This is a genomic window from Citrobacter sp. RHBSTW-00599, assembly GCF_013784065.1.
GTDB lineage: Bacteria > Pseudomonadota > Gammaproteobacteria > Enterobacterales > Enterobacteriaceae > Citrobacter > Citrobacter braakii.
In genome coordinates this window covers 2,214,137-2,238,901 of the sequence record NZ_CP056717.1, presented here as the reverse complement: position 1 = coordinate 2,238,901, position 24,765 = coordinate 2,214,137, and the positions used below count along the sequence as shown (strand labels likewise).

22 protein-coding genes are annotated in these 24,765 nt (G+C 53.1%); 14 read left to right on the top strand and 8 right to left on the bottom strand.

What is annotated here, in order from left to right; all coding sequences use genetic code 11:
- Positions 1-63: 63 nt before the first annotated feature.
- The 4 genes from HV243_RS10870 to HV243_RS10855 all read left to right on the top strand — a co-directional run bounded on the left by HV243_RS10870 (position 64) and on the right by HV243_RS10855 (position 5,209).
- Positions 64-1,146: a tartrate dehydrogenase gene (locus tag HV243_RS10870; protein WP_019076964.1), complete on the top strand. Its 1,083-nt coding sequence runs from the start codon at positions 64-66 to the stop codon at positions 1,144-1,146.
- 255 nt (positions 1,147-1,401) lie between these two features.
- The gene (locus tag HV243_RS10865; protein WP_049043155.1) at positions 1,402-3,003 is read left to right on the top strand and encodes a BCCT family transporter; all 1,602 of its coding nucleotides are present in this window, start codon (positions 1,402-1,404) and stop codon (positions 3,001-3,003) included.
- A 45-nt stretch (positions 3,004-3,048) separates the two neighbouring features.
- Positions 3,049-4,173: a carnitine monooxygenase, oxygenase subunit YeaW gene (gene yeaW / locus HV243_RS10860; protein ID WP_053389067.1), complete on the top strand. Its 1,125-nt coding sequence runs from the start codon at positions 3,049-3,051 to the stop codon at positions 4,171-4,173.
- 70 nt (positions 4,174-4,243) lie between these two features.
- Positions 4,244-5,209 (top strand): PDR/VanB family oxidoreductase, encoded by a 966-nt coding sequence (locus HV243_RS10855; protein WP_053389066.1) that lies wholly within the window; start codon positions 4,244-4,246, stop codon positions 5,207-5,209.
- Between the two features lie 49 nt (positions 5,210-5,258).
- On the opposite strand, the gene rnd is transcribed toward HV243_RS10855, so the two are convergent.
- The 5 genes from rnd to HV243_RS10830 all read right to left on the bottom strand — a co-directional run bounded on the left by rnd (position 5,259) and on the right by HV243_RS10830 (position 11,692).
- The gene (rnd, locus tag HV243_RS10850) at positions 5,259-6,374 is read right to left on the bottom strand and encodes a ribonuclease D (protein ID WP_016156789.1); all 1,116 of its coding nucleotides are present in this window, start codon (positions 6,372-6,374) and stop codon (positions 5,259-5,261) included.
- 84 nt (positions 6,375-6,458) lie between these two features.
- A complete protein-coding gene (gene fadD / locus HV243_RS10845; protein WP_131350914.1) occupies positions 6,459-8,144 on the bottom strand; it encodes a long-chain-fatty-acid--CoA ligase FadD in 1,686 nt (561 codons plus the stop codon).
- A gap of 204 nt (positions 8,145-8,348) precedes the next feature.
- Positions 8,349-8,933, bottom strand: a complete 585-nt coding sequence (locus HV243_RS10840; protein ID WP_053389065.1) for a Slp family lipoprotein — start codon at positions 8,931-8,933, stop codon at positions 8,349-8,351.
- 94 nt (positions 8,934-9,027) lie between these two features.
- Positions 9,028-9,723, bottom strand: coding sequence for a tRNA (adenosine(37)-N6)-threonylcarbamoyltransferase complex dimerization subunit type 1 TsaB (gene tsaB, locus HV243_RS10835; RefSeq protein ID WP_029139572.1), 696 nt, complete (start codon positions 9,721-9,723; stop codon positions 9,028-9,030).
- Positions 9,724-9,781: 58 nt separating this feature from the next.
- Positions 9,782-11,692: an ATP-dependent DNA helicase gene (locus HV243_RS10830; RefSeq protein WP_016153386.1), complete on the bottom strand. Its 1,911-nt coding sequence runs from the start codon at positions 11,690-11,692 to the stop codon at positions 9,782-9,784.
- A 141-nt stretch (positions 11,693-11,833) separates the two neighbouring features.
- Between HV243_RS10830 and HV243_RS10825 the strand changes: the two genes are divergently transcribed.
- The gene (locus HV243_RS10825) at positions 11,834-12,178 is read left to right on the top strand and encodes a RidA family protein (RefSeq protein WP_016153387.1); all 345 of its coding nucleotides are present in this window, start codon (positions 11,834-11,836) and stop codon (positions 12,176-12,178) included.
- Between the two features lie 6 nt (positions 12,179-12,184).
- Here the strand turns inward: HV243_RS10825 and HV243_RS10820 are convergent, their stop codons facing one another.
- Positions 12,185-12,364 (bottom strand): YoaH family protein, encoded by a 180-nt coding sequence (locus tag HV243_RS10820; RefSeq protein WP_016153388.1) that lies wholly within the window; start codon positions 12,362-12,364, stop codon positions 12,185-12,187.
- 83 nt (positions 12,365-12,447) lie between these two features.
- Between HV243_RS10820 and pabB the strand changes: the two genes are divergently transcribed.
- The 4 genes from pabB (at position 12,448) to HV243_RS10800 (ending at position 17,671) form a co-directional block, all read left to right on the top strand.
- A complete protein-coding gene (gene pabB / locus HV243_RS10815; protein ID WP_053389064.1) occupies positions 12,448-13,809 on the top strand; it encodes an aminodeoxychorismate synthase component 1 in 1,362 nt (453 codons plus the stop codon).
- Positions 13,810-13,812: 3 nt separating this feature from the next.
- Positions 13,813-14,391 (top strand): CoA pyrophosphatase, encoded by a 579-nt coding sequence (locus HV243_RS10810; protein ID WP_016153390.1) that lies wholly within the window; start codon positions 13,813-13,815, stop codon positions 14,389-14,391.
- A 183-nt stretch (positions 14,392-14,574) separates the two neighbouring features.
- Entirely contained in the window at positions 14,575-15,939 is a 1,365-nt protein-coding gene (gene sdaA / locus HV243_RS10805; protein ID WP_016153391.1) for an L-serine ammonia-lyase, read from the top strand.
- A gap of 130 nt (positions 15,940-16,069) precedes the next feature.
- The gene (locus HV243_RS10800; protein ID WP_053389063.1) at positions 16,070-17,671 is read left to right on the top strand and encodes an EAL domain-containing protein; all 1,602 of its coding nucleotides are present in this window, start codon (positions 16,070-16,072) and stop codon (positions 17,669-17,671) included.
- Between the two features lie 6 nt (positions 17,672-17,677).
- Here the strand turns inward: HV243_RS10800 and yoaE are convergent, their stop codons facing one another.
- Positions 17,678-19,237, bottom strand: a complete 1,560-nt coding sequence (yoaE, locus tag HV243_RS10795; protein WP_016153393.1) for a CNNM family cation transport protein YoaE — start codon at positions 19,235-19,237, stop codon at positions 17,678-17,680.
- 459 nt (positions 19,238-19,696) lie between these two features.
- Here yoaE and manX point away from each other — a divergent pair, with 459 nt between their 5' ends.
- From manX to mntP, 5 genes are all read left to right on the top strand, one after another.
- On the top strand, positions 19,697-20,659 hold the full coding sequence (gene manX / locus HV243_RS10790; protein ID WP_047416602.1) for a PTS mannose transporter subunit IIAB: 963 nt from the start codon (positions 19,697-19,699) through the stop codon (positions 20,657-20,659).
- Positions 20,660-20,717: 58 nt separating this feature from the next.
- The gene (manY, locus tag HV243_RS10785) at positions 20,718-21,518 is read left to right on the top strand and encodes a PTS mannose transporter subunit IIC (protein ID WP_016153395.1); all 801 of its coding nucleotides are present in this window, start codon (positions 20,718-20,720) and stop codon (positions 21,516-21,518) included.
- Between the two features lie 12 nt (positions 21,519-21,530).
- Positions 21,531-22,382, top strand: coding sequence for a PTS mannose transporter subunit IID (locus tag HV243_RS10780; RefSeq protein ID WP_016153396.1), 852 nt, complete (start codon positions 21,531-21,533; stop codon positions 22,380-22,382).
- 60 nt (positions 22,383-22,442) lie between these two features.
- A complete protein-coding gene (locus tag HV243_RS10775; RefSeq protein WP_016153397.1) occupies positions 22,443-22,901 on the top strand; it encodes a DUF986 family protein in 459 nt (152 codons plus the stop codon).
- 433 nt (positions 22,902-23,334) lie between these two features.
- Positions 23,335-23,901, top strand: coding sequence for a manganese efflux pump MntP (gene mntP, locus HV243_RS10770; RefSeq protein ID WP_016153398.1), 567 nt, complete (start codon positions 23,335-23,337; stop codon positions 23,899-23,901).
- Here the strand turns inward: mntP and rlmA are convergent.
- Entirely contained in the window at positions 23,898-24,707 is an 810-nt protein-coding gene (rlmA, locus tag HV243_RS10765; RefSeq protein WP_053389062.1) for a 23S rRNA (guanine(745)-N(1))-methyltransferase, read from the bottom strand. The two genes, mntP and rlmA, sit on opposite strands and share 4 nt — an antisense overlap.
- Positions 24,708-24,765: the final 58 nt, after the last annotated feature.

The following is a 24,765-nucleotide window of genomic DNA, read 5'->3' as shown; positions in this document are numbered from 1 at the left end:
TTAATCAGTCAATTATAGGATAAGGGGAAAGTCAATTTTGATGGCGTACAAGTGAGAGCTGCTATGAAGAAAACCTGTCGTATTGCCGCTATCCCCGGAGATGGCATTGGTAAAGAAGTGCTGCCTGAAGGCATTCATGTGTTACAGGCAGCCGCCGAGCGTTGGGGGTTGTCGCTCAGCTTTGAGCAAATGGAATGGGCGAGCTGCGAGTACTACACCCATCACGGTAAAATGATGCCGGATGACTGGCATGAGCAGTTGCAATCCTTTGATGCTATCTATTTTGGCGCCGTTGGCTGGCCGGACACCGTACCGGACCACATCTCTTTATGGGGCTCGCTGCTTAAGTTTCGCCGCGAATTCGACCAGTACGTCAACCTGCGTCCGGTACGCCTGTTCCCGGGAGTCCCTTGCCCACTGGCGGGCAAGCAGCCAGGCGACATTGATTTCTACGTCGTACGCGAGAACACCGAGGGAGAATACTCTTCTCTCGGCGGACGCGTGAGTGAAGGGACGGAACACGAGGTGGTTATCCAGGAGTCGGTCTTCACCCGTCGCGGCGTGGATCGTATATTACGTTACGCCTTCGAGCTGGCGCAAAACCGCCCGCGCAAAACCCTGACCTCGGCGACCAAATCCAATGGTCTGGCCATCAGCATGCCTTACTGGGACGAGCGTGTTGAAGCAATGGCGGCTAACTATCCTGAGATCCGTTGGGATAAACAGCATATCGATATACTGTGCGCCCGCTTTGTGATGCAGCCGGAGCGCTTTGACGTTGTGGTTGCTTCCAACCTGTTCGGCGACATCCTCTCCGATCTGGGTCCGGCCTGTACCGGGACGATTGGCATCGCACCTTCTGCCAACTTAAACCCGGAACGCACCTTCCCGTCCCTGTTCGAGCCAGTACATGGTTCGGCTCCCGATATTTACGGAAAAAACATCGCCAACCCGATTGCCACTATCTGGGCTGGCGCCATGATGCTGGACTTCCTTGGCAACGGTGATGCCAACTATAAGGCTGCCCACGACGGTATTCTGGCGGCAATTGAGCACGTTATTGCCAGTGGCCCGAAAACGCCGGATATGAAAGGCAGCGCCACCACGCAACAGGTGGGAGAAGCCATCTGTCAGGCACTACGTTAGAGGTCAAACCACGAAATATGAGCCGCGTCACTGACGCGGCTTTTTTATGCGTTTTGTGGAGCCAATAACCTGCGCCAATTCACCTTTTATTATTTCCGTTCCGTGTTTTATTGCTTCACGCATCGGGCAATTGTTTAATTCATGTAAAGAACAAATAATAAAATTGTTAAATATAAAGTAACTCATTCTACCCCTACAGCATGATAACAACGACAGGCTAATGCCATACGCGGGCAACTGTGCCCAGGAGATCCCATGTTGAGCAACGTCAAGAAAAAAGACATGCCGCTGATAGCCATCAGCCTGGTGGCTATTCTTTTCATCGCCGCCACACTTAGTCTCTTCCCTCAGCAGTCTGCACAAGTCGCAAATACCCTTTTTAACGGCGTTACCCGGATGCTGGGTTCCGCCGTGCAGATCCTCGTTCTGATGGCTATGGGTCTGGTCGTCTGGCTGGCTACCAGCAAATACGGCAACATCCGTCTGGGAGAAGGTAAAGCGGAATACAGCACGCTCTCCTGGCTGTTTATGTTTATATGCGCCGGATTAGGCTCCTCCACGCTCTACTGGGGCGTTGCTGAGTGGGCCTATTATTACCAGACCCCGGGTCTGAATATCGCGCCGCACTCGCAAAAAGCGCTGGAATACAGCCTGCCCTATTCCTTTTTCCATTGGGGGATCAGCGCATGGGCGACCTACACGTTGGCCTCATTAACCATGGCCTACCACTTCCATGTGCGTAAAAACAAAGGACTGAGCCTGTCCGGGATTATCGCCGCCATTACCGGCGTGCATCCGCAGGGCGTCTGGGGTCGCCTGGTTGACCTGATGTTCCTGATCGCGACAGTTGGCGCGTTAACTATCTCTCTGGTCGTCACCGCCGCCACCTTTACCCGCGGTTTGTCTGCCCTGACGGGGTTACCGGATAACTTCACGGTGCAGGCGTTTGTGATCCTGTTCTCTGGCGGCATTTTCTGCCTGAGCTCCTGGATTGGCATCAATAACGGTTTGCAACGTCTGAGCAAAATGGTCGGCTGGGGGGCATTTTTACTGCCGCTGCTGGTGCTGATCGTCGGCCCGACCGAGTTCATCACCAACAACATCATCAACGCCATCGGCCTGACGACACAAAATTTTTTGCAAATGAGCCTCTTCACCGACCCGCTTGGCAACGGTGAGTTCACCCGTAACTGGACGGTGTTCTACTGGCTGTGGTGGATCTCCTACACGCCGGGCGTGGCAATGTTTGTCACTCGCGTATCCCGTGGTCGCAAAATCAAAGAGGTTATCTGGGCATTAATCCTCGGTAGCACTGTTGGTTGCTGGTTCTTCTTTGGCGTGATGGAAAGCTACTCCATTCACCAGTTTGTGAACGGCGTGATCGACGTACCGCAGGTTATGGCGACGCTGGGCGGTGAGACAGCCGTACAGCAAGTGTTGATGTCGTTGCCTGCCGGGAAACTGTTTCTGGTGGCGTATCTGGCGATCATGATTATATTCCTCGCCTCACACATGGATGCTGTGGCCTACACCATGGCGGCCACCAGCACGCGCAACCTACAGGAAGGGGAAGATCCGCAGCGCAGTCTTCGTCTGTTCTGGTGCGTGGTCATCACCCTGATCCCATTATCAATTTTGTTCACCGGCGCGTCCCTGGAAACCATGAAGACCACGGTGGTTCTGACCGCTCTTCCATTCCTCGCCATCCTGTTGGTGAAGGTTGGCGGTTTTCTGCGCTGGGTACGGCAGGACTATGCCCACGTTCCTGCGCATCAAATTGAAAGTCATCTTCCCGAAGCGCCAGTTGACGTCCCGGTCGCGCCACCGGCCGGGACACTACTCAAAGGCGACAATTAAGCGCCAGTACAAAAATCCTCTTACTCACAAATTAAAGGTATTCCAATGAGCAATCTGAGCCCTGAGTTTATTCTGCCGCATAATTTCTGTGCCAACCCGCAGGATGCCTGGACTATCCCGGCCCGGTTTTATACCGACCATCAGGCTTTCGAACACGAACAAGAAAAGGTGTTCGCTAAAAGCTGGATTTGCGTCGCTCACAGTAGCGAACTGGCGAAACCCAATGATTATGTTACCCGAGAAGTGATTGGCGAGAATATCGTGCTGGTACGTGGGCGCGATAACGTGCTGCGGGCCTTCTACAACGTCTGCCCGCATCGCGGTCATCAGTTGTTGAGCGGCGAGGGGAAAGCGAAAAATGTGATTACCTGCCCTTACCACGCATGGGCGTTCAAACTTGACGGCAATCTGGCGCATGCGCGTAACTGCGAAAACGTCGCCAACTTCGACAGCGAAAAAGCGCACCTTACACCGGTACGCCTGGAAGAATATGCCGGATTCGTGTTTATTAACATGGATCCGAATGCGGGCAGCGTGGAAGAACAACTCCCTGGTCTTGCAGACAAAGTTATCGAAGCCTGCCCAGACGTGCATGACCTGAAACTTGCTGCACGTTTTACTACCCGTACCCCAGCCAACTGGAAGAATATCGTCGATAACTATCTGGAGTGCTACCACTGCGGTCCGGCCCATCCAGGTTTTTCCGACTCGGTCCAGGTTGACCGTTACTGGCATACCATGCACGGCAACTGGACGCTGCAATACGGTTTCGCCAAACCTTCAGAGCAGTCATTTAAGTTCGAAGAAGGAGTTGATGCCGCCTTCCACGGTTTCTGGCTGTGGCCGTGCACCATGCTCAACGTGACGCCAATCAAAGGCATGATGACCGTTATCTACGAATTCCCGGTAGATGCGGAAACCACGCTGCAAAACTATGACATCTACTTCACCAACGAAGAGCTGACCGAAGAGCAGAAACAACTGATCGAATGGTATCGCAACGTCTTTCGTCCTGAAGATTTACGTCTGGTTGAAAGTGTACAAAAAGGGCTGAAATCACGTGGCTATCGCGGCCAGGGACGCATTATGGCGGACACCAGCGGCAGCGGCATCTCCGAGCATGGCATTGCCCATTTCCATAATCTGGTCGCCCAGGTTTTTCAGGAATAACCCGGGGCTGTTACGACAGGTTCCGGCGCGCCGCTGAGGCGCGTCGGACAGATTTTTTAGGGAGGCCGCAATGTCTGATTATCAAATGCAAGAAGTCCGGGTCAGCCGGATTGAGACGATTACCGCGCAGGTAAAATGCTTCACCTTAACGGCGACCACAGGCGAGTCGTTGCCTGCGTTTCAGGGTGGCAGCCATATTATCGTGCAGATGCGCGATGGCGAGAACCTGTACAGCAATGCGTACTCGCTGATGAGTTCACCACGCGATACGCGCGCCTATAAAATCGCCGTACGCCTGGAGGAGGCGTCCAAAGGCGGCTCACGATATCTGCATCAAAACGTGAAGCCCGGCGACACGCTCACGATCTCCACACCAAATAATCTCTTCGCCCTCGCCCCTCAGGCACAAAAACATCTGTTGATTGCCGGAGGCATCGGCATCACACCGTTTTTATCGCAACTCCCGGAGCTGGAACAATCTCAGACGCAATGGCAACTGCACTATTGCTCTCCCAGCCAGGAGACCTGCGCGTTTCATGACGAACTCATGCAACACCCCAGCGCCAATCGCATTCATCTGCACCTGTCGAACGCAGGCACCCGCCTCGATTTAGCCCGTCTGCTGGCAGATGTTGAACCCGGCACGCATATCTACACCTGTGGCCCTGCGGTGCTCAACGATGCTGTCAGAGAAGCGGCTTCCCGCCTTGGGCTGGACAGCAATACGCTACATTTCGAACAATTTGCCGTGGAAGAGAAAGGCGGCGACGCCTTCACCCTGGTGCTGGCGCGTTCCGGGCGCGAGTTTGCGGTCCCGGAAGAGATGACCATTTTGCAGGTTATCGAAAATAACAAAGCCGCCCGGGTTGAGTGCCTGTGCCGGGAAGGTGTTTGCGGCACCTGCGAAACGACGATTCTCGAAGGGGAAGCGGATCACCGCGATCAGTATTTCAGCGACGACGAAAAAGCCAGCCAACAAAGCATGCTCATCTGCTGCTCGCGCGCCAAAGGTAAGCGCCTGGTGCTCGATCTGTAGCGTTGCGCAGGCCGGGTCAGCAAACGCGCGACCCGGCGAGCCTGGTGACTTACTGCGGGTATTCCTGCAGCAGCGCGTTGAGGCGATCGGACATCAATTCGCCACGCCAGCCGGAAACCAGCTCTGGCAGGGATTGCTGCGGCTTTAATTTCCAGTGCCAGTTGAGCAACTGGTTGATCTGGCGACGCGAAGCAAGAAGTTCGACGCTGAGATTATGTTCCGCACTCACCTCGGCAACCAGCGCTTTGATGGCTTTGAACGCCTTGCGATACCCTGGCATATCCATCAAATTCAGCAGCGGCTGCGGTAGCGACTCTTCCGGTAAAGCCTGGGCCTTTTCCACCAGGGCGATCAGCGTTTTACCGTGGAAACGAATTTCGCTCCCGGAAAGACCCAGGCTATCCAGTTCACCCAGGCTGCCCGGCATATAACGCGCCACCGCCCACAGGTGCTCTTCACGCACCACGAAGTTTACCGCCAGATCGCGCTCGCGTGCTTTACGCAGTCGCCAGTCGGCAAGCAGTTGCAGGCAGGCTAGCTGACGGGTGCGCAGTTGCCATGCGTTGGTGATGTCACGCCAGGCGTCTTCCGGCGCCAGAATCTCCTGGCGACGCTGCTGCATTAAGCGGCATTCGTCCAGCGCGGCTGGCAGCCAGCCGCTGGCTTCGGTTTCAGCCATCAGTTTTGTGGTGATCGGTAACAGATACCAGACGTCAGCCGCCGCGTATTCGCACTGACGCTCGGTCAGCGGTCTGGCCAGCCAGTCGGTACGCGATTCACTTTTGTCGAGCGCCACCCCCGTAAACTCTTCCACCATCGAGGCGAAGCCCCACGACAGCGGACGACCGCAAAACGCAGCCAGGATTTGTGTGTCAATTAACGGCTGCGGAAGTTCGCCAAAAGCGTTGAGAAACACTTCCAGGTCTTCACTTCCCGCATGCAGGAATTTGGTGATGGCGGTATCACGCAGAATATCGCGCAGGGGCGACCAGTCGGTGATCCCTAGCGGATCAATCAGAGCAACGTGTTTGCCATCAAACAGCTGGATCAGCCCCAACTGCGGATAATAGGTACGTGTGCGAACAAATTCGGTATCCAGGGCTATCGCCGGAAATTCACGGACGGCTTCGCACAGCGTGGCTAACGCGTCGTCCGTGGTGATCATTTGATAATTCAAATCGTGCTCTCTTAGGTTTGCGCCAAAAAAAACGCCGGATTACCCGGCGTTTTCTGCTGGCTGACTTAACGCTCAGCCTTTATTGTCCACTTTGGCGCGCGCTTCGTCACGTAATTCTCGTCGCAAAATTTTACCGACGTTAGATTTCGGCAACTCGTCGCGAAACTCCACCAGCTTCGGTACTTTATAGCCCGTCAGGTGACGACGGCAGAAAGTGATAAGCGCCTCATCAGTTAACGAGGCATCTTTCTTCACCACGAAAATTTTCACCGCTTCACCGCTGCTGCCCGACGGAACACCAACCGCAGCCACTTCCTGTACGCCAGGATGTTGCATAACCACGTCTTCAATTTCATTTGGATAGACGTTAAAGCCGGACACCAGGATCATATCTTTCTTACGATCGACAATACGCAGGAAGCCTTCTTCATCCATCACCGCAATATCGCCGGTGTGCAGCCAGCCGTCTTTGACGATTTCGTCGGTGGCGTCTGGTCGCTGCCAGTAGCCCAGCATCACTTGCGGACCTTTCACGCACAGTTCGCCCGGTTCTCCCGGCGGCACTTCGTTATCGTCGTCATCCACCAGTTTGACCTCGGTGGAAGGAACCGGTAACCCGATACTGCCGCTGTGGTAGTCGATATCGTGAGGGTTGACGCTCACCAGAGGGGCACACTCCGTCAGGCCATAGCCTTCCAGCAGATACTGACCCGTCAGCTTCACCCAACGTTCAGCTACCGCCTGTTGAACCGGCATCCCGCCGCCTGCCGAAAGGTGCAGTGACGAGAAGTCCAGTTGTTGGAACTCTTTGTTATTCAGCAGCGCGTTAAACAGCGTGTTGACGCCGGTCATGGCGGTGAACGGATACTTCGCCAGCTCTTTTACCAGTCCCGGAATATCACGCGGGTTGGTAATCAGCAGGTTTTGACCGCCCAGCTCAATAAACAGCAGACAGTTCATCGTCAGCGCAAAAATGTGATACAGTGGTAGGGCCGTCACCACCAGTTCTTTACCCGGATGCAGCAACGGGCCATAAGTGGCGTTAACCTGCTCAAGGTTAGCCAGCATGTTACGGTGCGTAAGCATCGCGCCCTTCGCCACACCGGTAGTCCCCCCGGTATATTGCAGGAACGCCAGATCTTCCGACACCACTTCGGGTTTCACATACTGCATGCGATAACCGTTTTGCAGCGCACTACGAAATGAGATGGCATCCGGCAGGTGATATTTCGGCACCAGACGCTTGATATACTTGACGACAAAGTTAACCAACGTCCCTTTGGCGGTCGACAGCTGATCGCCCATACGCGTCAGGATCACGTGTTGCACCGACGTTTTGTCGACGACTTTTTCCAGCGTGTGGGCAAAGTTAGACACGATGACAATCGCCGACGCGCCGCTGTCGTTGAGCTGATGTTCCAGCTCGCGAGGCGTGTACAGCGGGTTCACGTTCACGACGATCATGCCGGCACGTAAAATCCCAAACAGTGCGACCGGATATTGCAGCAGGTTAGGCATCATCAGCGCGACGCGATCGCCCTTCTTCAGCCCGAGTCCCTGTTGCAAATAGGCCGCAAATGCCCGGCTACGCTCTTCAAGCTTGCGGAAGGTCATCACCTCCCCCATGTTTACAAACGCGGGCTGATCGGCATACCGTCTTACTGAGTGTTCAAAGAGTTCCACCAGGGATTGATAACGGTCAGGATTGATCTCCGCAGGAACACCAGCGGGATAACGGTTAAGCCAAACCTTTTTCAATACATCACCTCTAAAATGCGTATTCGTCGTCATCACAACCCCAGGCAATAAACAAACTGTTAACATAATATTAACTCAGCGTACCAGTTTGTTTATTACACAACGACAAGGTTGCGAAGCACGTCACTATTTATTTTTCTTATATCCACGTTAATGCAGAAACAGCGGACGAGCCGCTGTTTCTTTTACTCATAAAACAAAGAGTTACTCAGTTACTATGGTCTGAACCTGTGCCGGGCCGGGATTGTACCATCCCCATCCGCCGTAGCCACCGTAAGGCCAGCCACGCGCACCGTAGAACCAGGGGTCGATCGGCTGCGGCGGCATAACAATTTGCTGAGTAATATGCCAGCGTTTATAGCCAGTTACCTGCATCAGCATGAATTTATACGGCGTATTACCGATTTTTCCATCCACAGTACCGCTAATCGGACCGACGACGGTAACCAGTTGACCGCGGAAGTCCACCGGGTCGAGGAAGCCATTTACATCAGCATAAATTCGCCCGCGGGAGGCTTCGCCCAGCACCGGTCGCGCCCCACTATCAAGAGGAACAGTGGCAATTTCCAGACGGGATTTCCCCTGCTGGTTCTGAATATCCACCACTTTACCGCCGAAACGCGCTTCCTGTCCGACATACAGCTGCGGGGCATTCATAACCCGCACCAGATCCTGCTGCGGCGTAGGGCTCGAACCTTTAATCGCGTCCGGGATGGTGACACAACCGCTAAGCATTAACGCGAATGCGCCCGCCAACAGACCTTTCAATAACTGCTTTTGCACCGCCATATTGCGACTCCCTTTTCTTAGCTTCTGCCCCGACCAATTCACCATGCTGCGCACTGACGGCTGTGCGAATTGACCAGGGATGTACTACTAAGATTCATTCTTTACCGGGAAGTTTCTTCCATGCCACGGTGTTACGTAAATAAACCGGTTCCGCATGTTCAACCGCCACGGTCTTACCGGCAGCCAGCATTTGCGTGGCAACAGGCAGCATATCTTCAGCCGCCGGAAGCAAAACGTCGCCATCGCTCAGCGTCAGACCGCTGTCTTTACCGAGCTCAGGCCAGGCAGGCCAGCCCGTTCCGACCGTTACCCACTCGCCAGACAGTTGCAGTAAACGCGCATGCACCTGCTCGGGGGTTAGCACCGCTTCGGTTTCTTCACCGTGCCAGTTGCCGTTCTCATCACGCAGGTATTCGGCCCAATAGACTTCGCCCATTCGCGCGTCGATCGCGGCCAGTACGCGGGTCGCGCCCGACTTACGCCAGGCTCCCTGCGCCATTGTTGCCAGGGTGGAGACGCCGATCATCGGTAAATTCGCGCCTAACGCCAGCCCCTGAGCAATGCCAATACCAATACGTACACCTGTGAAACTGCCAGGACCGCGACCAAACGCCAGAGCGTCGATATCGGTTAACGTGAGATCGCCAGCGGCCAGGATTTCCTCAACCATTGGTAAAATTCGTTGGGTGTGTTCTCGTGGGCAAAGCTCGAAATGAGCCTTGGTAGTACCGTCATTCCACAGGGCAACAGAGCACGCCTCTGTGGCGGTATCGATAGCCAGAATTCGCATGGGTGTTTGTGATCAGGTCAATAAATTTGGCGCGCATCTTACCACACTCCGTAACAAATTACTCAGTCGTTGGTATGGCAAGAAAACGAACAGCGCGAGCAATATCACGCGTCCGCGGCGCAGGCGGAAGACTTGCCAGGAAAGTGGCACCGTAAGGTCGCATCACCAGACGGTTGTCGCAAATCACCAGCACCCCGCGGTCGTCAGCGTCACGAATCAGACGCCCCACGCCCTGTTTCAGGGTGATTACCGCATCCGGCAACTGAACGTCTTCAAACGGATCGCCGCCGCGCAAACGGCAGTCCTCCATCCGCGCTTTTAACAGCGGATCGTCCGGCGAGGTGAACGGCAGTTTATCAATAATCACCAGCGACAACGTATCGCCACGCACGTCCACCCCTTCCCAGAAGCTGCTGGTGGCAACCAGTAACGCATTACCTGCGCTGACAAACTGCTGTAACAGTTGCCCTTTACTGGTTTCGCCCTGCAGCAGCACGGGAAGGGTCATGGTGGCGCGGAATTGTTCAGCCAGATCGCGCATCATCGCGTGCGAGGTACACAGCATAAAGCAGCGTCCGTTGTTCGCTTCGATAATAGGACGCAGCATGGATGCCAGCTGACGCGCCGCTCCCGGTTGGTTAGTTTGCGGGAGATTACGCGGCACGCACAGCAGCGCCTGGCGGGTGTAATCAAATGGGCTTGGCAGCAGCATCGACTCGGCATCTTCAATACCCAGCCGCGCGGTGAAATGATGAAGATCATCGTTTACCGACAGCGTCGCGGAGGTAAAAATCCAGCAGCCCGGCTTCTGTTCCATCACTTCTTTGAATTTATCCGCCACCGTGAGCGGCGTCAGCGCAAGGGTGAAATGGCGCGAGGTGCATTCATACCAGTAGCTGAAACCTGGCTGGTTGATCTCTTTCAGGCGCTTCAGACGAGCACGGTAAAGCGTGGCACGTTCAAACGCGGCATCCAGCAAGGCGGAACGTCCGAGAGACAGTTTCGCCACGTCGTAACACAGCTCCAGCGTGTCATCGAGCAACAAAAACGCGCGCTGTACGCGCGGGTCGGCCAGCAGTTCCCGCAAGTTTCCTCGATAGCCCGGCTCGCCCAGTTGCAGGCGGAAGTCCTGCGCGCTTTGCGCCAGTCGGTCGGCGCATTTTTGAAGCTGCTGAGTGTCTTTCAGCTCGGTGCGATAGGCAATGGTGATGTCTTTCGCCAGATCCAGCAGTTGGCGACTGGAGAGCGATTGACCAAAGTACTGGCTGGCGATATCCGGTAACTGATGCGCTTCATCGAAGATCATCACTTCAGCTTCCGGGATCAGCTCGCCAAACCCACTCTCTTTTACCACCATATCAGCGAGAAACAGATGGTGGTTTACCACGACGACATCTGCATCCATCGCCTTCTTGCGCGCTTTAACGACAAAGCACTCTTTGTACAGCGGGCAGTCGCTCCCAAGGCAATTATCGTTTGTGCTCGTCACCAGCGGCCAGGCCTGAGAGTCTTCCGCCACGCTGACGCAGGTGCTGATGTCACCATCAAGGGTTTGATTTGACCAGGAGCGTAGCAGAATGACGTCACTTAAAGTCTGTACCGGCAGGTCACCGCCCGCCAGCGCCTGTTGTTCGAGACGCTCAAGACACAGATAGTTTGAACGCCCTTTCAGCAGCGCCAGTTTACCCGTGAATTCCAGAGCCTTCGCTACTGTGGGTAAATCGCGGCTGTATAGCTGATCCTGCAACGCCTTCGAGCCCGTGGAGACAATTACTTTCTTTCCGGCACGCAGCGCAGGGGCAAGATAAGCGTAGGTTTTACCTGTTCCTGTTCCGGCTTCGACAACAAGCGGCTGTGATTTTTCGATAGCATGACTGACGGCGAAGGCCATCTGCCGCTGTGGTTCACGCGGTTTAAAACCGGGTATCGCTTTAGCCAACTGACCGTCTGCTGCAAAATCGTCCGTCACACTGCCCCCTGTTCATTTGAACAGGGATTATGTCAGGCCAGCGGCTCTTTCGCCAGTTGAAGAGGTGACGTGGACACAACATTATGGCAGTCTTGGCGCAACCCGAAGCCATTATGAAAAAACGTAAATGAGGAATGATTTATGACGATTGTGCGCATTGATGCCGAAGCGCGTTGGTCCGACGTGGTTATCCACAACAACACGTTGTATTACACCGGCGTACCGGAAAATCTGGATGCCGACGCCTTTGAGCAAACGGCAAATACGCTGGCGCAAATTGATGCGGTGCTGGAAAAACAGGGCAGCAGCAAGTCACGTATTCTTGATGCCACCCTGTTCCTGGCGGACAAAAATGATTTTGCCGCCATGAACAAAGCCTGGGACGCATGGGTTGTTGCTGGTCACGCGCCGGTACGTTGTACCGTTCAGGCCGGGTTAATGAACCCGAAATACAAAGTTGAAATTAAGATTATCGCTGCGGTATAAGCGGCGCTATTCGTCTTCATCTTCAAAACGCGCCACGATCCGCTCGCCGGTATGGCTGGCGCGTAATTCAGCAGCCACTTTCGTAATCGCCTCGCCACTGCTCATCCCCTGGGATATCAGTTCATGAATGCGTTCAACCGCCTGTTGCTGCTGATCGTGCGTGAGTGAAGGTAAACCTGCAATCATGGTGAACTCCTGCTAAATTATTAGCGCTAATTATTTCATGCTACCCGGCACATAGCCAGTGAAGTAGCAACGAGTCAGGACTGATGAAGACGTTATCTCCCGCTGTAATCACACTCCCCTGGCGTCTGGACGCCGCTGAGCACTATTTTGCCACATTAAGCCACCAGCCCTGGGCAATGCTTTTGCATTCAGGCCACGCCGACCATCCGCATAATCGCTTTGATATTCTGGTCGCCGACCCCATTACCACGCTGGTCACACATGCAGAAGAGACCGTTGTGCATGACCATCACGGCACTATGCAAACGGTTGATGATCCGATGACGGTTTTACGTTCGGCGCTGACATCGCTGACTATTCAGCCCGATTATAATCCCGATTTTCCCTTCCAGGGAGGCGCATTGGGTCTGTTCGGTTATGACTTAGGCCGTCGTTTTGAATCTCTGCCAACGGAAGCCGAACAGGATATCACGCTACCGGACATGGCGGTTGGCATTTACGATTGGGCGCTGATTGTCGATCATCAGTTGCAAAGGGTGTCGCTACTTAGCCACTCCGATGTACAGGCACGACGCCGTTGGCTGGAAAATCAACAGATACCCGTGCGCGAACCGTTTTCGTTAACATCTTCGTGGCAGTCCAACATGACCCGCGAGCAGTATGGTGAAAGGTTCCGTCAGGTGCAGCGTTATCTGCACAGCGGCGATTGCTATCAGGTCAATCTTGCCCAGCGTTTTCAGGCGCATTATCAAGGAGATGAGTGGTTGGCGTTTGTACGTCTCAACCATGCGAACCGCGCCCCGTTCAGTGCGTTTTTACGTCTTGAGGAAGGGGCGATTCTCAGCCTTTCACCTGAGCGTTTTATTCTGCTGGAAAACCAGCACATCCAGACGCGTCCGATTAAAGGCACGCTGCCCAGACTTGAAGATGCCGATGCCGATCGTCTACAGGCTCAATCACTGGCGAACTCCCCAAAGGATCAGGCGGAAAACCTGATGATCGTCGATTTAATGCGTAATGATATCGGCCGCGTTGCCGAACCCGGTTCGGTACAGGTTCCGGAACTGTTCGTTGTCGAACCGTTCCCTGCCGTTCATCATTTGGTCAGCACCATTACCGCGCGTCTGCCAGAGTCATTGCACGCCACTGACCTGCTGCGTGCCGCCTTCCCTGGCGGCTCTATTACCGGTGCGCCAAAAGTGCGGGCAATGGAAATTATTGACGAACTGGAACCGCAAAGACGCAACGCCTGGTGCGGTAGCATTGGCTATCTGAGCTTTTGCGGCAATATGGATACCAGCATCACCATTCGCACGCTGACAGCCACCAACGGACGCATTTATTGTTCCGCTGGCGGTGGCATTGTGGCGGACAGCCAGGAAGATGCGGAGTATCAGGAAACGTTTGATAAAGTGAATCGTATTTTGCACCAACTGGAGAACTGACACGTGGAATACAGCAGCCTGACGCTTGATGATTTTTTATCGCGCTTTCAACTCCTGCGCCCGCAGGTTAATCATACTGCGTTAAACCAGCGTCAGGCCGCCGTACTGATCCCCGTCGTGCGTCGTGCACAGCCGGGGTTACTGTTAACTCAGCGATCCGTTCATCTGCGCAAGCACGCCGGACAAGTCGCCTTTCCCGGCGGCGCGGTGGATAGCAGCGATGCCTCGTTAATTGCCGCCGCCCTTCGCGAAGCGCAGGAAGAAGTGGCGATCCCACCATCCTGCGTGGAGGTGATTGGCGTTCTGCCGCCGGTCGACAGTGTGACCGGTTTCCAGGTCACGCCGGTGGTAGGCATTATCCCGCCAAATTTGCCGTATCGCGCAAGTGTTGATGAAGTTTCCGCCGTGTTCGAAATGCCGCTGGCACAAGCCCTGCATTTAGGTCGTTATCATCCGCTGGATATCTACCGTCGCGGCGATTCACATCGTGTATGGCTTTCCTGGTATGAGCAATATTTCGTCTGGGGAATGACCGCCGGAATAATTCGTGAGCTGGCGCTGCAAATTGGCGTCAAGCCCTGACTATACTTATCTTTACGCACACCATAGACAACTTGAAACTCAGGTCACAACATTAGTAAAACCGCGGTTATCTATTAGTTTAATTCATGTGAATAGTTAAGCCGATCGCCGCGTTCCCTCTTACACTATGCGCAGTTATAACATCGTTACTGGAAACCCCAGTCGCCCTGTAGGAGTATTATCGTGATTAGTCTATTCGACATGTTTAAGGTGGGGATTGGTCCCTCATCTTCCCATACCGTAGGGCCTATGAAGGCGGGTAAACAGTTCGTCGATGACCTGGTCGAAAAAGGATTACTGGACAGCGTTACTCGTGTCGCCGTCGACGTGTATGGTTCACTGTCGCTCACGGGTAAAGGTCACCATACCGATATCGCCATTATTATGGGTCTGGCGGGCAATGAGCCTGCTACCGTGGATATTGACAGCATCCCCGGATTTATCCGCGACGTAGAAACGCGTGGACGCCTGCTGCTTGCGCAGGGCCAGCACGAAGTGGATTTCCCGCAGAATGACGGAATGCGTTTTCACAACGGCAACCTGCCGCTGCATGAAAACGGAATGCAGATCCACGCGTACAGTGGCGAAACCGTCATTTACAGCAAAACCTACTACTCCATCGGCGGTGGATTCATCGTTGATGAAGAACATTTTGGTCAGGATGCCGCGGGCGAGGTCAGTGTGCCTTATCCGTTCAAATCCGCCACCGAAATGCTGGAATACTGCAACAGCACCGGCCTGTCTCTCTCTGGCATGGCGATGCAGAACGAACTTGCTCTGCACAGTAAAAAAGAGATTGAAGAGTACTTTGGTAACGTCTGGCAAACCATGCAGGCTTGTATCGATCGTGGTATGAACACCGAAGGCGTGCTGCCGGGTCCGCTGCGCGTTCCTCGTCGTGCTTCAGCCCTGCGTCGTATGCTGGTTTCCAGCGATAAACTGTCCAACGATCCGATGAACGTGATCGACTGGGTGAACATGTTCGCGCTGGCCGTTAACGAAGAAAATGCCGCGGGTGGTCGCGTAGTCACTGCGCCAACCAACGGTGCCTGCGGTATCGTGCCTGCGGTACTGGCCTATTACGATCATTTCATCGAGTCCGTCAGCCCGGATATCTATACTCGTTATTTCCTGGCGGCCGGCGCGATTGGCGCGTTGTATAAAATGAACGCGTCTATCTCTGGTGCAGAAGTGGGTTGTCAGGGTGAAGTGGGCGTAGCCTGTTCCATGGCTGCCGCGGGTCTGGCTGAACTGTTAGGCGCAAGCCCTGAGCAGGTGTGTGTTGCTGCTGAAATCGGCATGGAACATAACCTCGGCTTAACCTGCGATCCGGTGGCGGGACAGGTACAGGTTCCGTGCATCGAACGTAATGCCATTGCGTCAGTGAAGGCGATCAACGCTGCGCGTATGGCAATGCGCCGTACCAGCGCTCCGCGCGTCTCGCTGGATAAAGTCATTGAGACCATGTACGAAACAGGTAAAGACATGAACGCCAAATACCGTGAAACGTCACGCGGTGGTCTGGCAATCAAAGTTCAATGTGACTAATACTTATTTTTCGCCCATCTGCGACGGATGGGCGAATTTGCCCCCTCTCCCTCGTCTGGCGTAATTTTCCCCACTACACTTGCTCTGTTGCTGTTGGCTACTGTGACCAACGGCTTATCGGGCGGCCCGCATGCAAACAGCGCAAAGGATCATCAAGAACTATCGCCGGAATCGCTTAATCGTCTGCACATTATGTGCACTACTGACGCTCATTCTCACATTAACTGTCCGATTTATTTCGGAGCGTAATTTAAATCATCGCAATACCGTTACCTTTGCCAACCACGCCGTTGAAGAGTTGGATGACGTGCTTTTGCCCCTACAGACCGGACGCGATGTACTGCTACCGCTGATTGGGCTTCCCTGCTCAGTCGCGCGTTTACCTCTGAGTAAGCATGCAGCCAGACTGCAAACGGTACGTTCTATCAGCCTGATTCAGAGCGGGATCCTTTATTGTTCCAGCATTTTTGGCTATCGCAATGTGCCTATTCGCCAACTGGAGCCTGAATTACCCAGTCGGGAGCCGCAATTGCTGCTGTCTACCGACCATTCGTTGATTAAGGGCAGTCCGATTCTGACGCAATGGTATCCAGCATCTGCCGATGGCTCAGATGGCGTGCTGGAAATCGTGAATATTGATTTATTATCGTCCATGTTGCTTGAACCCCAGCCACCGCAAATTACCCATGCCAGCTTAACCGTCGGTAATCGCCATTTGCTATATGGACAGGGTGTTGTCGATACGCTACCTGAACTGAATAATGAAAAACGCTACCAGCTCTCATCGCAACATTTCCCCTTTACTATCAGCGTCACCGGTCCGGGTGCCAGCGAACTGGCTATAAAACATTTGCCAACACAACTGCCGCTGGCGGTGATCCTAAGTTTTTTAGTGGGCTACCTGGCATGGCTGGCGACCGCCAGCAGAATGAGCTTCTCCTGGGAGATAAATCTGGCCCTTGCTGCACGGGAATTCGAGCTGTTTTGCCAGCCGCTACTTAATGCGCAAACCCAACAATGTATGGGAGTGGAAATCCTTTTACGCTGGAATAACCCGCGCCAGGGTTGGATCTCTCCCGAAGTGTTTATTCCCATCGCAGAGGAGCACAACCTGATTGTGCCGCTTACCCGTCATGTCATCGCAGAAACCATTCAGCAACGACACTTATTCCCGATGAGCAGCCAGTTTCATATTGGGATTAATGTTGCCGCCAGCCATTTTCGTAACGGTACGCTGCTAAAAGATCTCAACCAGTACTGGTTCAGCCAGCACCCTATTCAGCAGTTGGTTATCGAACTTACCGAGCGCGATGCGTTGCTGGATGTGGATTATCGGGTCGTGCGCGAGTTAAATCGGCTTGGCGTAAAGCTGGCAATTGACGATTTCGGCACCGGCAACAGCTCGCTCTCCTGGCTGGAAAAGCTTCGCCCGGATGTGCTGAAGATAGATAAATCATTTACCTCAGCAATCGGGACAGACGCCGTGAACTCAACCGTCACAGACATCATTATCGCTTTGGGGAAAAAACTGAATATAGAACTGGTGGCGGAAGGCGTTGAAACACAGGCGCAGGCACAGCATTTGCGCCGACACGGCGTACATTTATTGCAAGGCTTTTTGTATGCAAAGCCGATGCCGCTGCGCGATTTTCCCAAATGGCTGGCGGGCAGCACGCCGCCGCCCGCCCGGCATAACGGGCGACACAGTATGCACGTTATGCCGTTTCGCTAACCCCGCTTACTCGTCTTCGTCGTGAGCGGGTTGTTCTTTAACAATGCGAACTAAATCCACACGATAGTCATTGGCTTCGACAATCGTAATGCTCAACGGTGCAACATCGATAACATCACCTACGCGTGGAATATGGCCGTTAGCGGCAATGACTAAACCTGCCACCGTGGCGATGTCTTCATCTTCATTCACTAACGTATCCACGTCCAGCGCCTGTTGCAACGCATGCAGATCGGTACCACCTTTCACCAACCAACCGCCTGCATCAGCAATAATTTCAGGCGTTTCATCAGCATCCGGGAATTCACCGGCAATAGCTTCTAATACGTCCAACGGCGTGACCAGACCCTGGACTACACCAAACTCGTTAGTGACGATAACAAAGCTGCCGCGAGCGCGTCGCAGAACACCTAACAGATTGATAGGATCCAGCGTTTCCGGGACAATAATAGCCGGAGACGCAGAGGCAATGGCCGCCACATCCACACCGTCTTCCAGCGCGACCAGCAGCTCTTTAGCACGCACAATACCGATGATTTCATCCAGTTCGCCACGACACACCGGGAACAGGCTGTGTGGTGACGAGAGCAATTGCTCGCGAATTTCCTCCACGCTCAGGTCTGCATCAACCCAGCTAATTTCGCCACGAGGCGTCATAATGCCGCGTAATGAACGCGACGCCAGAGAAAGGACGCCGTTGATCATATAGCGTTCTTCTTCCACAAATGCGCCTTCCGGGACGGGAACCGGCACTGGGTTGTCGGATTCCATCTGCGCGCTGGCCTGACTTTTACCCCCCATCAGACGCAGGATTGCATCGGCAGTGCGCGCACGCAGCGGCAGCGTCGACTGGTGGCGAATAAAGTTCCGACGGGCAATCTGGTTAAACAACTCAATGATGATTGAGAAGCCAATCGCCGCATACAGATAGCCTTTCGGAATATGGAAGCCAAACCCTTCGGCAACCAGGCTCAGACCGATCATTAACAGGAAGCTCAGACACAGCACCACCACCGTCGGATGTTGGTTCACAAATCGTGTCAGCGGCTTAGAAGCCAGCAGCATCACGGCCATAGCAATCACGACCGCCGCCATCATCACTGGCAGATGGTTGACCATACCGACCGCCGTAATAACGGCATCCAGCGAGAACACCGCGTCGAGTATGACAATCTGCGTCACAACAACCCAAAAACTCGCATACCCTTTTGCCTGGCCGGTATCATGTTCACGGTTTTCCAGCCGCTCATGCAGCTCTGTCGTGGCCTTGAACAAGAGGAAAATCCCCCCCAGCAGCATGATCAGATCGCGCCCCGAGAACGAGTAGTCCATTACCGTAAATAGCGGCTTAGTTAGCGTCACCATCCACGAAATCACGGACAACAAGCCCAGGCGCATAACCAGTGCCAGTGACAAACCGATTAAACGCGCTTTATCTCGCTGTTTTGGCGGCAGCTTATCAGCCAGGATCGCAATGAAGACCAGGTTATCAATACCCAGAACAATTTCGAGAACGACAAGCGTGAGCAAACCCACCCAAATCTGCGGGTCCATTAATAATTCCATGACAAGCTCCTGCTTAAGGAATGACCAAACTGCGCGCTGAGGATCTCAGGCGTTGAAGCGATATGCAGAGAAAATTTGTGGCAAAAAGTGCCAATCTGACAGGCTTGATACGGCCTGATAGTGAAATGACGTCGGTGACGATCCATATGGTGAGCTACTGCCCTATACTCCTGAGTAATTAAACCGATGCTAAACATAACAGAGACAACCGTTTTTTAGCAAAGATTTACCTTCCTTTGCAATAAGTTGTTTCGGAGATATTTTACCCTTCGAAATTTCTTTTTATCGGAAGTTAAATTACGGATCTTCATCACATAAAATATTTTTTTCGATATCTAAAATAATTCACGAAAATCATAGGTTTTTCTTTGTAACCCTTATCTGAATCGATTCGATTGCGGACGACGATTCAAATACATCTTCACGTTGATGTGTTAACGATAATAAAGGAGGTAGCAAGTGACCATTGCTATTGTAATAGGCACACATGGTTGGGCTGCAGAGCAGTTACTTAAGACAGCAGAAATGCTGTTAGGCGAGCAGGAAAACGTCGGCTGGATCGATTTCGTTCCAGGCGAAAATGCCGAAACGCTGATTGAAAAGTACAACGCTCAGTTGGCAAAACTCGATACCAGTAAAGGCGTGCTGTTTCTCGTTGACACATGGGGAGGCAGCCCGTTTAACGCTGCGAGCCGCATTGTCGTCGATAAAGAGCATTACGAAGTCATCGCCGGTGTGAACATTCCCATGCTGGTTGAAACCTTCATGGCGCGTGATGACAACCCCAGCTTCGATGAATTAGTAGCACTGGCCGTTGAAACCGGTAGCGAAGGCGTGAAAGCGCTGAAAGCAAAACCGGTGGAGAAAGCCGCTCCAGCCCCAGTCGCGGCGCCAAAAGCAGCAGTTCCCGCCAAACCGATGGGTCCGAACGATTATATGCAGATCGGCCTGGCGCGTATTGATGACCGCTTAATCCATGGTCAGGTGGCAACTCGCTGGACCAAAGAAACCAACGTAACACGCATTATCGTCGTCAGTGATGAAGTTGCCGCCGATACCGTGCGTAAAACGCTGCTGACCCAGGTTGCACCTCCGGGTGTGACGGCGCATGTGGTTGATGTCGCGAAAATGATCCGCGTCTACAACAACCCAAAATATGCAGGTGAGCGTGTGATGCTGTTGTTTACCAACCCGACCGACGTAGAACGTATCGTTGAAGGTGGTGTGAAAATTACCTCTGTAAACATTGGCGGTATGGCTTTCCGTCAGGGTAAAACGCAGGTAAACAACGCAATTTCTGTCGATGAAAAAGACATCGAAGCCTTCAAGAAACTCAACGAACGCGGTATTGAGCTCGAGGCTCGTAAGGTTTCTACCGATCAGAAACTGAAAATGATGGATTTGATTGCCAAGGTGAAATAACGCCCTGGCATTTACTTAGTTTTCACACTTAAGTCTGTATAGCAATAGGAGAAGTACAATGGAGATTACCACTCTTCAGATTGTGCTGGTGTTCATCGTCGCATGTATCGCGGGTATGGAGTCGGTACTCGATGAATTTCAGTTCCACCGTCCGTTGGTGGCCTGTACGCTGATTGGTGCCGTTCTCGGTGATATGAAAACCGGTATCATCATCGGTGGTACCCTGGAAATGATCGCCCTGGGCTGGATGAACATCGGTGCTGCGGTTGCACCTGATGCCGCATTGGCCTCAATTATCTCTACCGTTCTGGTTATCGCGGGTCACCAAAGCATTGGTGCAGGTATCGCGCTGGCTATCCCACTGGCAGCAGCAGGCCAGGTACTGACCATCATCGTTCGTACTATCACCGTAGCATTCCAGCACGCAGCGGATAAGGCGGCAGAAAACGGTAACCTGACGGCGATCTCCTGGCTGCACGTATCCTCCCTGTTCCTGCAGGCTATGCGTATCGCTATCCCGGCGGTAATCGTGGCGATTTCTGTTGGTACCAGTGAAGTTCAGAGCATGCTTAATGCCATTCCGGAAGTTGTGACCGGTGGTCTGAACATCGCAGGGGGTATGATCGTAGTGGTTGGTTATGCGATGGTCATCAACATGATGCGCGCAGGCTACCTGATGCCATTCTTCTACCTCGGCTTCGTCACCGCGGCATTTACTAACTTCAACCTGGTTGCTCTGGGTGTGATTGGCGCAGTAATGGCTATCCTCTACATTCAGCTGAGCCCGAAATATAACCGCGTAGCCGGTGCACCTGCTGCTGCGGCTGGCAATAATGATCTCGATAACGAACTGGACTAGCAGGTGAGCGAAATGGTTGATATGACTAAAACTACCACCGAGAAAAAACTCACTCCGAGTGACATTCGTGGCGTGTTCCTTCGTTCTAACCTGTTTCAGGGTTCCTGGAACTTCGAACGTATGCAGGCGCTGGGTTTCTGTTTCTCCATGGTGCCGGCTATCCGCCGCTTGTACCCGGAAAACAACGACGCACGTAAGCAGGCTATTAAGCGTCACCTGGAATTCTTTAATACCCATCCGTACGTAGCGGCCCCCGTATTGGGCGTTACGCTGGCGATGGAAGAGCAGCGTGCAAACGGCGCAGAGATTGACGATGGTGCCATCAACGGTATCAAAGTTGGTCTGATGGGACCGCTTGCAGGCGTGGGCGACCCGATCTTCTGGGGTACCGTACGTCCGGTATTCGCCGCACTTGGCGCAGGTATCGCGATGAGCGGCAGTCTGCTTGGACCACTGCTGTTCTTCATCCTGTTTAACCTGGTTCGTCTGGCAACCCGTTACTACGGTGTGGCATACGGCTACCGTAAAGGTATCGATATCGTTAAAGATATGGGCGGCGGCTTCCTGCAGAAACTGACTGAGGGGGCGTCAATCCTCGGCCTGTTTGTCATGGGGGCATTGGTTAACAAGTGGACGCACGTAAACATCCCGCTGGTGGTTTCCACCATCACCGGTCAGGATGGTCAGACTCGCGTCACCACTGTGCAGACTATCCTTGACCAGCTGATGCCGGGTCTGGTTCCTCTGCTGTTAACTTTCGCCTGTATGTGGCTGCTGCGTAAAAAAGTGAACCCGCTGTGGATCATCGTTGGCTTCTTCGTCATCGGTATCGCGGGCTACGCTGTCGGACTGCTCGGCCTGTAAGACTGTTGTACACCGCCGGGGGCTTGCCCCCGGTTTTTCTATTTAGAGGGTTGAGGATTCATGACTATCACGGACCTGGTGCTGGTTCTTTTTATCTTTTCGCTGCTGGCGTATGCCATTTACGATCAGTTCATCATGCCCCGCCGTAATGGCCCTACTCTGCTGTCTGTCGCCCTGCTTCCTCGTAGCAGAGTCGACAGCGTTATCTTCCTTGGCTTGATTGCTATTCTTATCTACAACAACATCACCAGCCACGGCGCGCAATTTACTACATGGTTATTATGTGCACTGGTATTGATGGGACTGTATCTGTTTTGGATCCGTACGCCAAAAATCATCTTCAAACAGAAAGGCTTTTTTTTCGCCAATGTCTGGATTGAATATAACCGGATTAAAGAGATGAATTTATCTGAAGACGGTGTCCTGGTGATGCAATTAGAACATCGAAGATTACTGATTCGCGTACGGAATATAGACGATCTCGAAAACATATATAAACTTTTAATTTCAAATCAGTAAGTTACAAATATAGCCTGAACTATGTTTTTTATATATCCATTCAAAAATAAACATAGCTAAGGCTATATCCCACCGCTCATAATGTTATTTATTTTAACGTTTTATTTATAAACAAATCTAAATGAAAATCGTTTTCAATTAGAGGCCAAATATTATTTCTGCGTTTCTTGTTTTATATTCTCAAAATATGTTAAGGTTGCGCCCGTCGTTGGGGAGTAGCCGATTTCCAGACTCCGGAAATGTACGTGTCAACATACTCGTTGAAAAACGTGGCGCGTACGGACTGATCTTACAGGTTCAGTCAGGCGAGACCATAGGCACATCAACTGCAATGCATACCTGAATGGCGCTGTATTTACAGTGATTCCAGCCTGTATGCATGGTTACTGGGGGCAGTGATGTGTTTTATGGATACCCCGGTCAGGACGCTGTTATGAATCTCACCGCTACTGTTCTTCTTGCTTTCGGCATGTCGATGGATGCTTTCGCTGCATCAATTGGCAAAGGCGCCACCCTGCATAAACCCAAATTTTCTGAAGCACTGCGCACCGGCCTTATTTTCGGCGCCGTTGAAACGCTTACGCCGCTCATTGGCTGGGGCATGGGTATGCTCGCCAGCAAATTTGTACTGGAGTGGAACCATTGGATCGCCTTCATTCTGCTGATCTTTTTAGGCGGACGAATGATAATAGAAGGCTTTCGCGACGACGGGGATGAAGATGAAGAGCCACAGCGCCGCCATGGCTTCTGGCTGCTGGTCACCACCGCCATTGCAACCAGTCTCGACGCAATGGCCGTCGGGGTGGGTCTGGCTTTCCTGCAGGTCAACATTATTGCCACAGCGCTGGCCATCGGCTGCGCCACGTTGATTATGTCTACGCTCGGCATGATGATCGGTCGTTTCATTGGCCCGATGCTGGGCAAGCGAGCTGAAATTTTGGGCGGGGTGGTACTGATAGGTATTGGCGCCCAGATCCTCTGGGCACACTTCCACGGTTAATTCAGGCGCTGCCAGATATGAATACTAAAGTCTGTCTGGCAGCCAAACGTCGTTTTTCCGGCTAACGTTTCCCACACTTCCGGCTTTGCCCGCCAGGCGAACGGCGTCATTTGCAGTAACGCAACGGCCTCGCTACCTTTGAGCTGCATCTGATACCCCAGCGCAAGACTCTCTTGCAGAACAAAACCGTCCAGTTGCTCAGTGTGTGGCGCATGCAAACGCACCTCATCATAAATCAGCCCTTTCAGCTCCATTAAATGACGCGGACCCGGCGTGGCGGTAATAACCCAGCCACCCGGTTTGACCACGCGAGCCAGCTCCGGCGCTTTACAGGGCGCGTAGATCCGGATGATGGCATCCATTGACTCGTCGGCAAACGGCAGGCGATGGCTGGAGGCAACGCAAAAGGTCACCTGCGAATAACGTCGAGCTGCTGACTTAATCGCCACTTTAGAAACGTCAAGACCAAAGGTTGTACAGCCCCCCAACGCATCGGCAAACGCATGGGTGTAATACCCTTCCCCACAGCCAATATCCAGGATCGCCGCATCTTCTGAACTCAACCTCTGGGTGAGCGCATCCACAATTGCTTCGCGCAGCGGCTGATAGTGTCCGGCATCGAGAAATGCCCGGCGCGCCTGCATCATCTCCGCGCTATCACCCGGATCGCGCGACCGTTTGTGCTGAACCGGCAGTAAGTTGACATACCCTTCTTTCGCCACGTCAAACTGGTGCCGCCCAGGGCAGACAAAACTGTTATTCGCTTGAGTAAGAGGCTGGTGGCAAAGAGGACAGGAAAACGACATGACAACTCCGGCAGGTGACTTAAGGGCGCAAGTGTAACGCGAATTGCGCCCTGGGAAA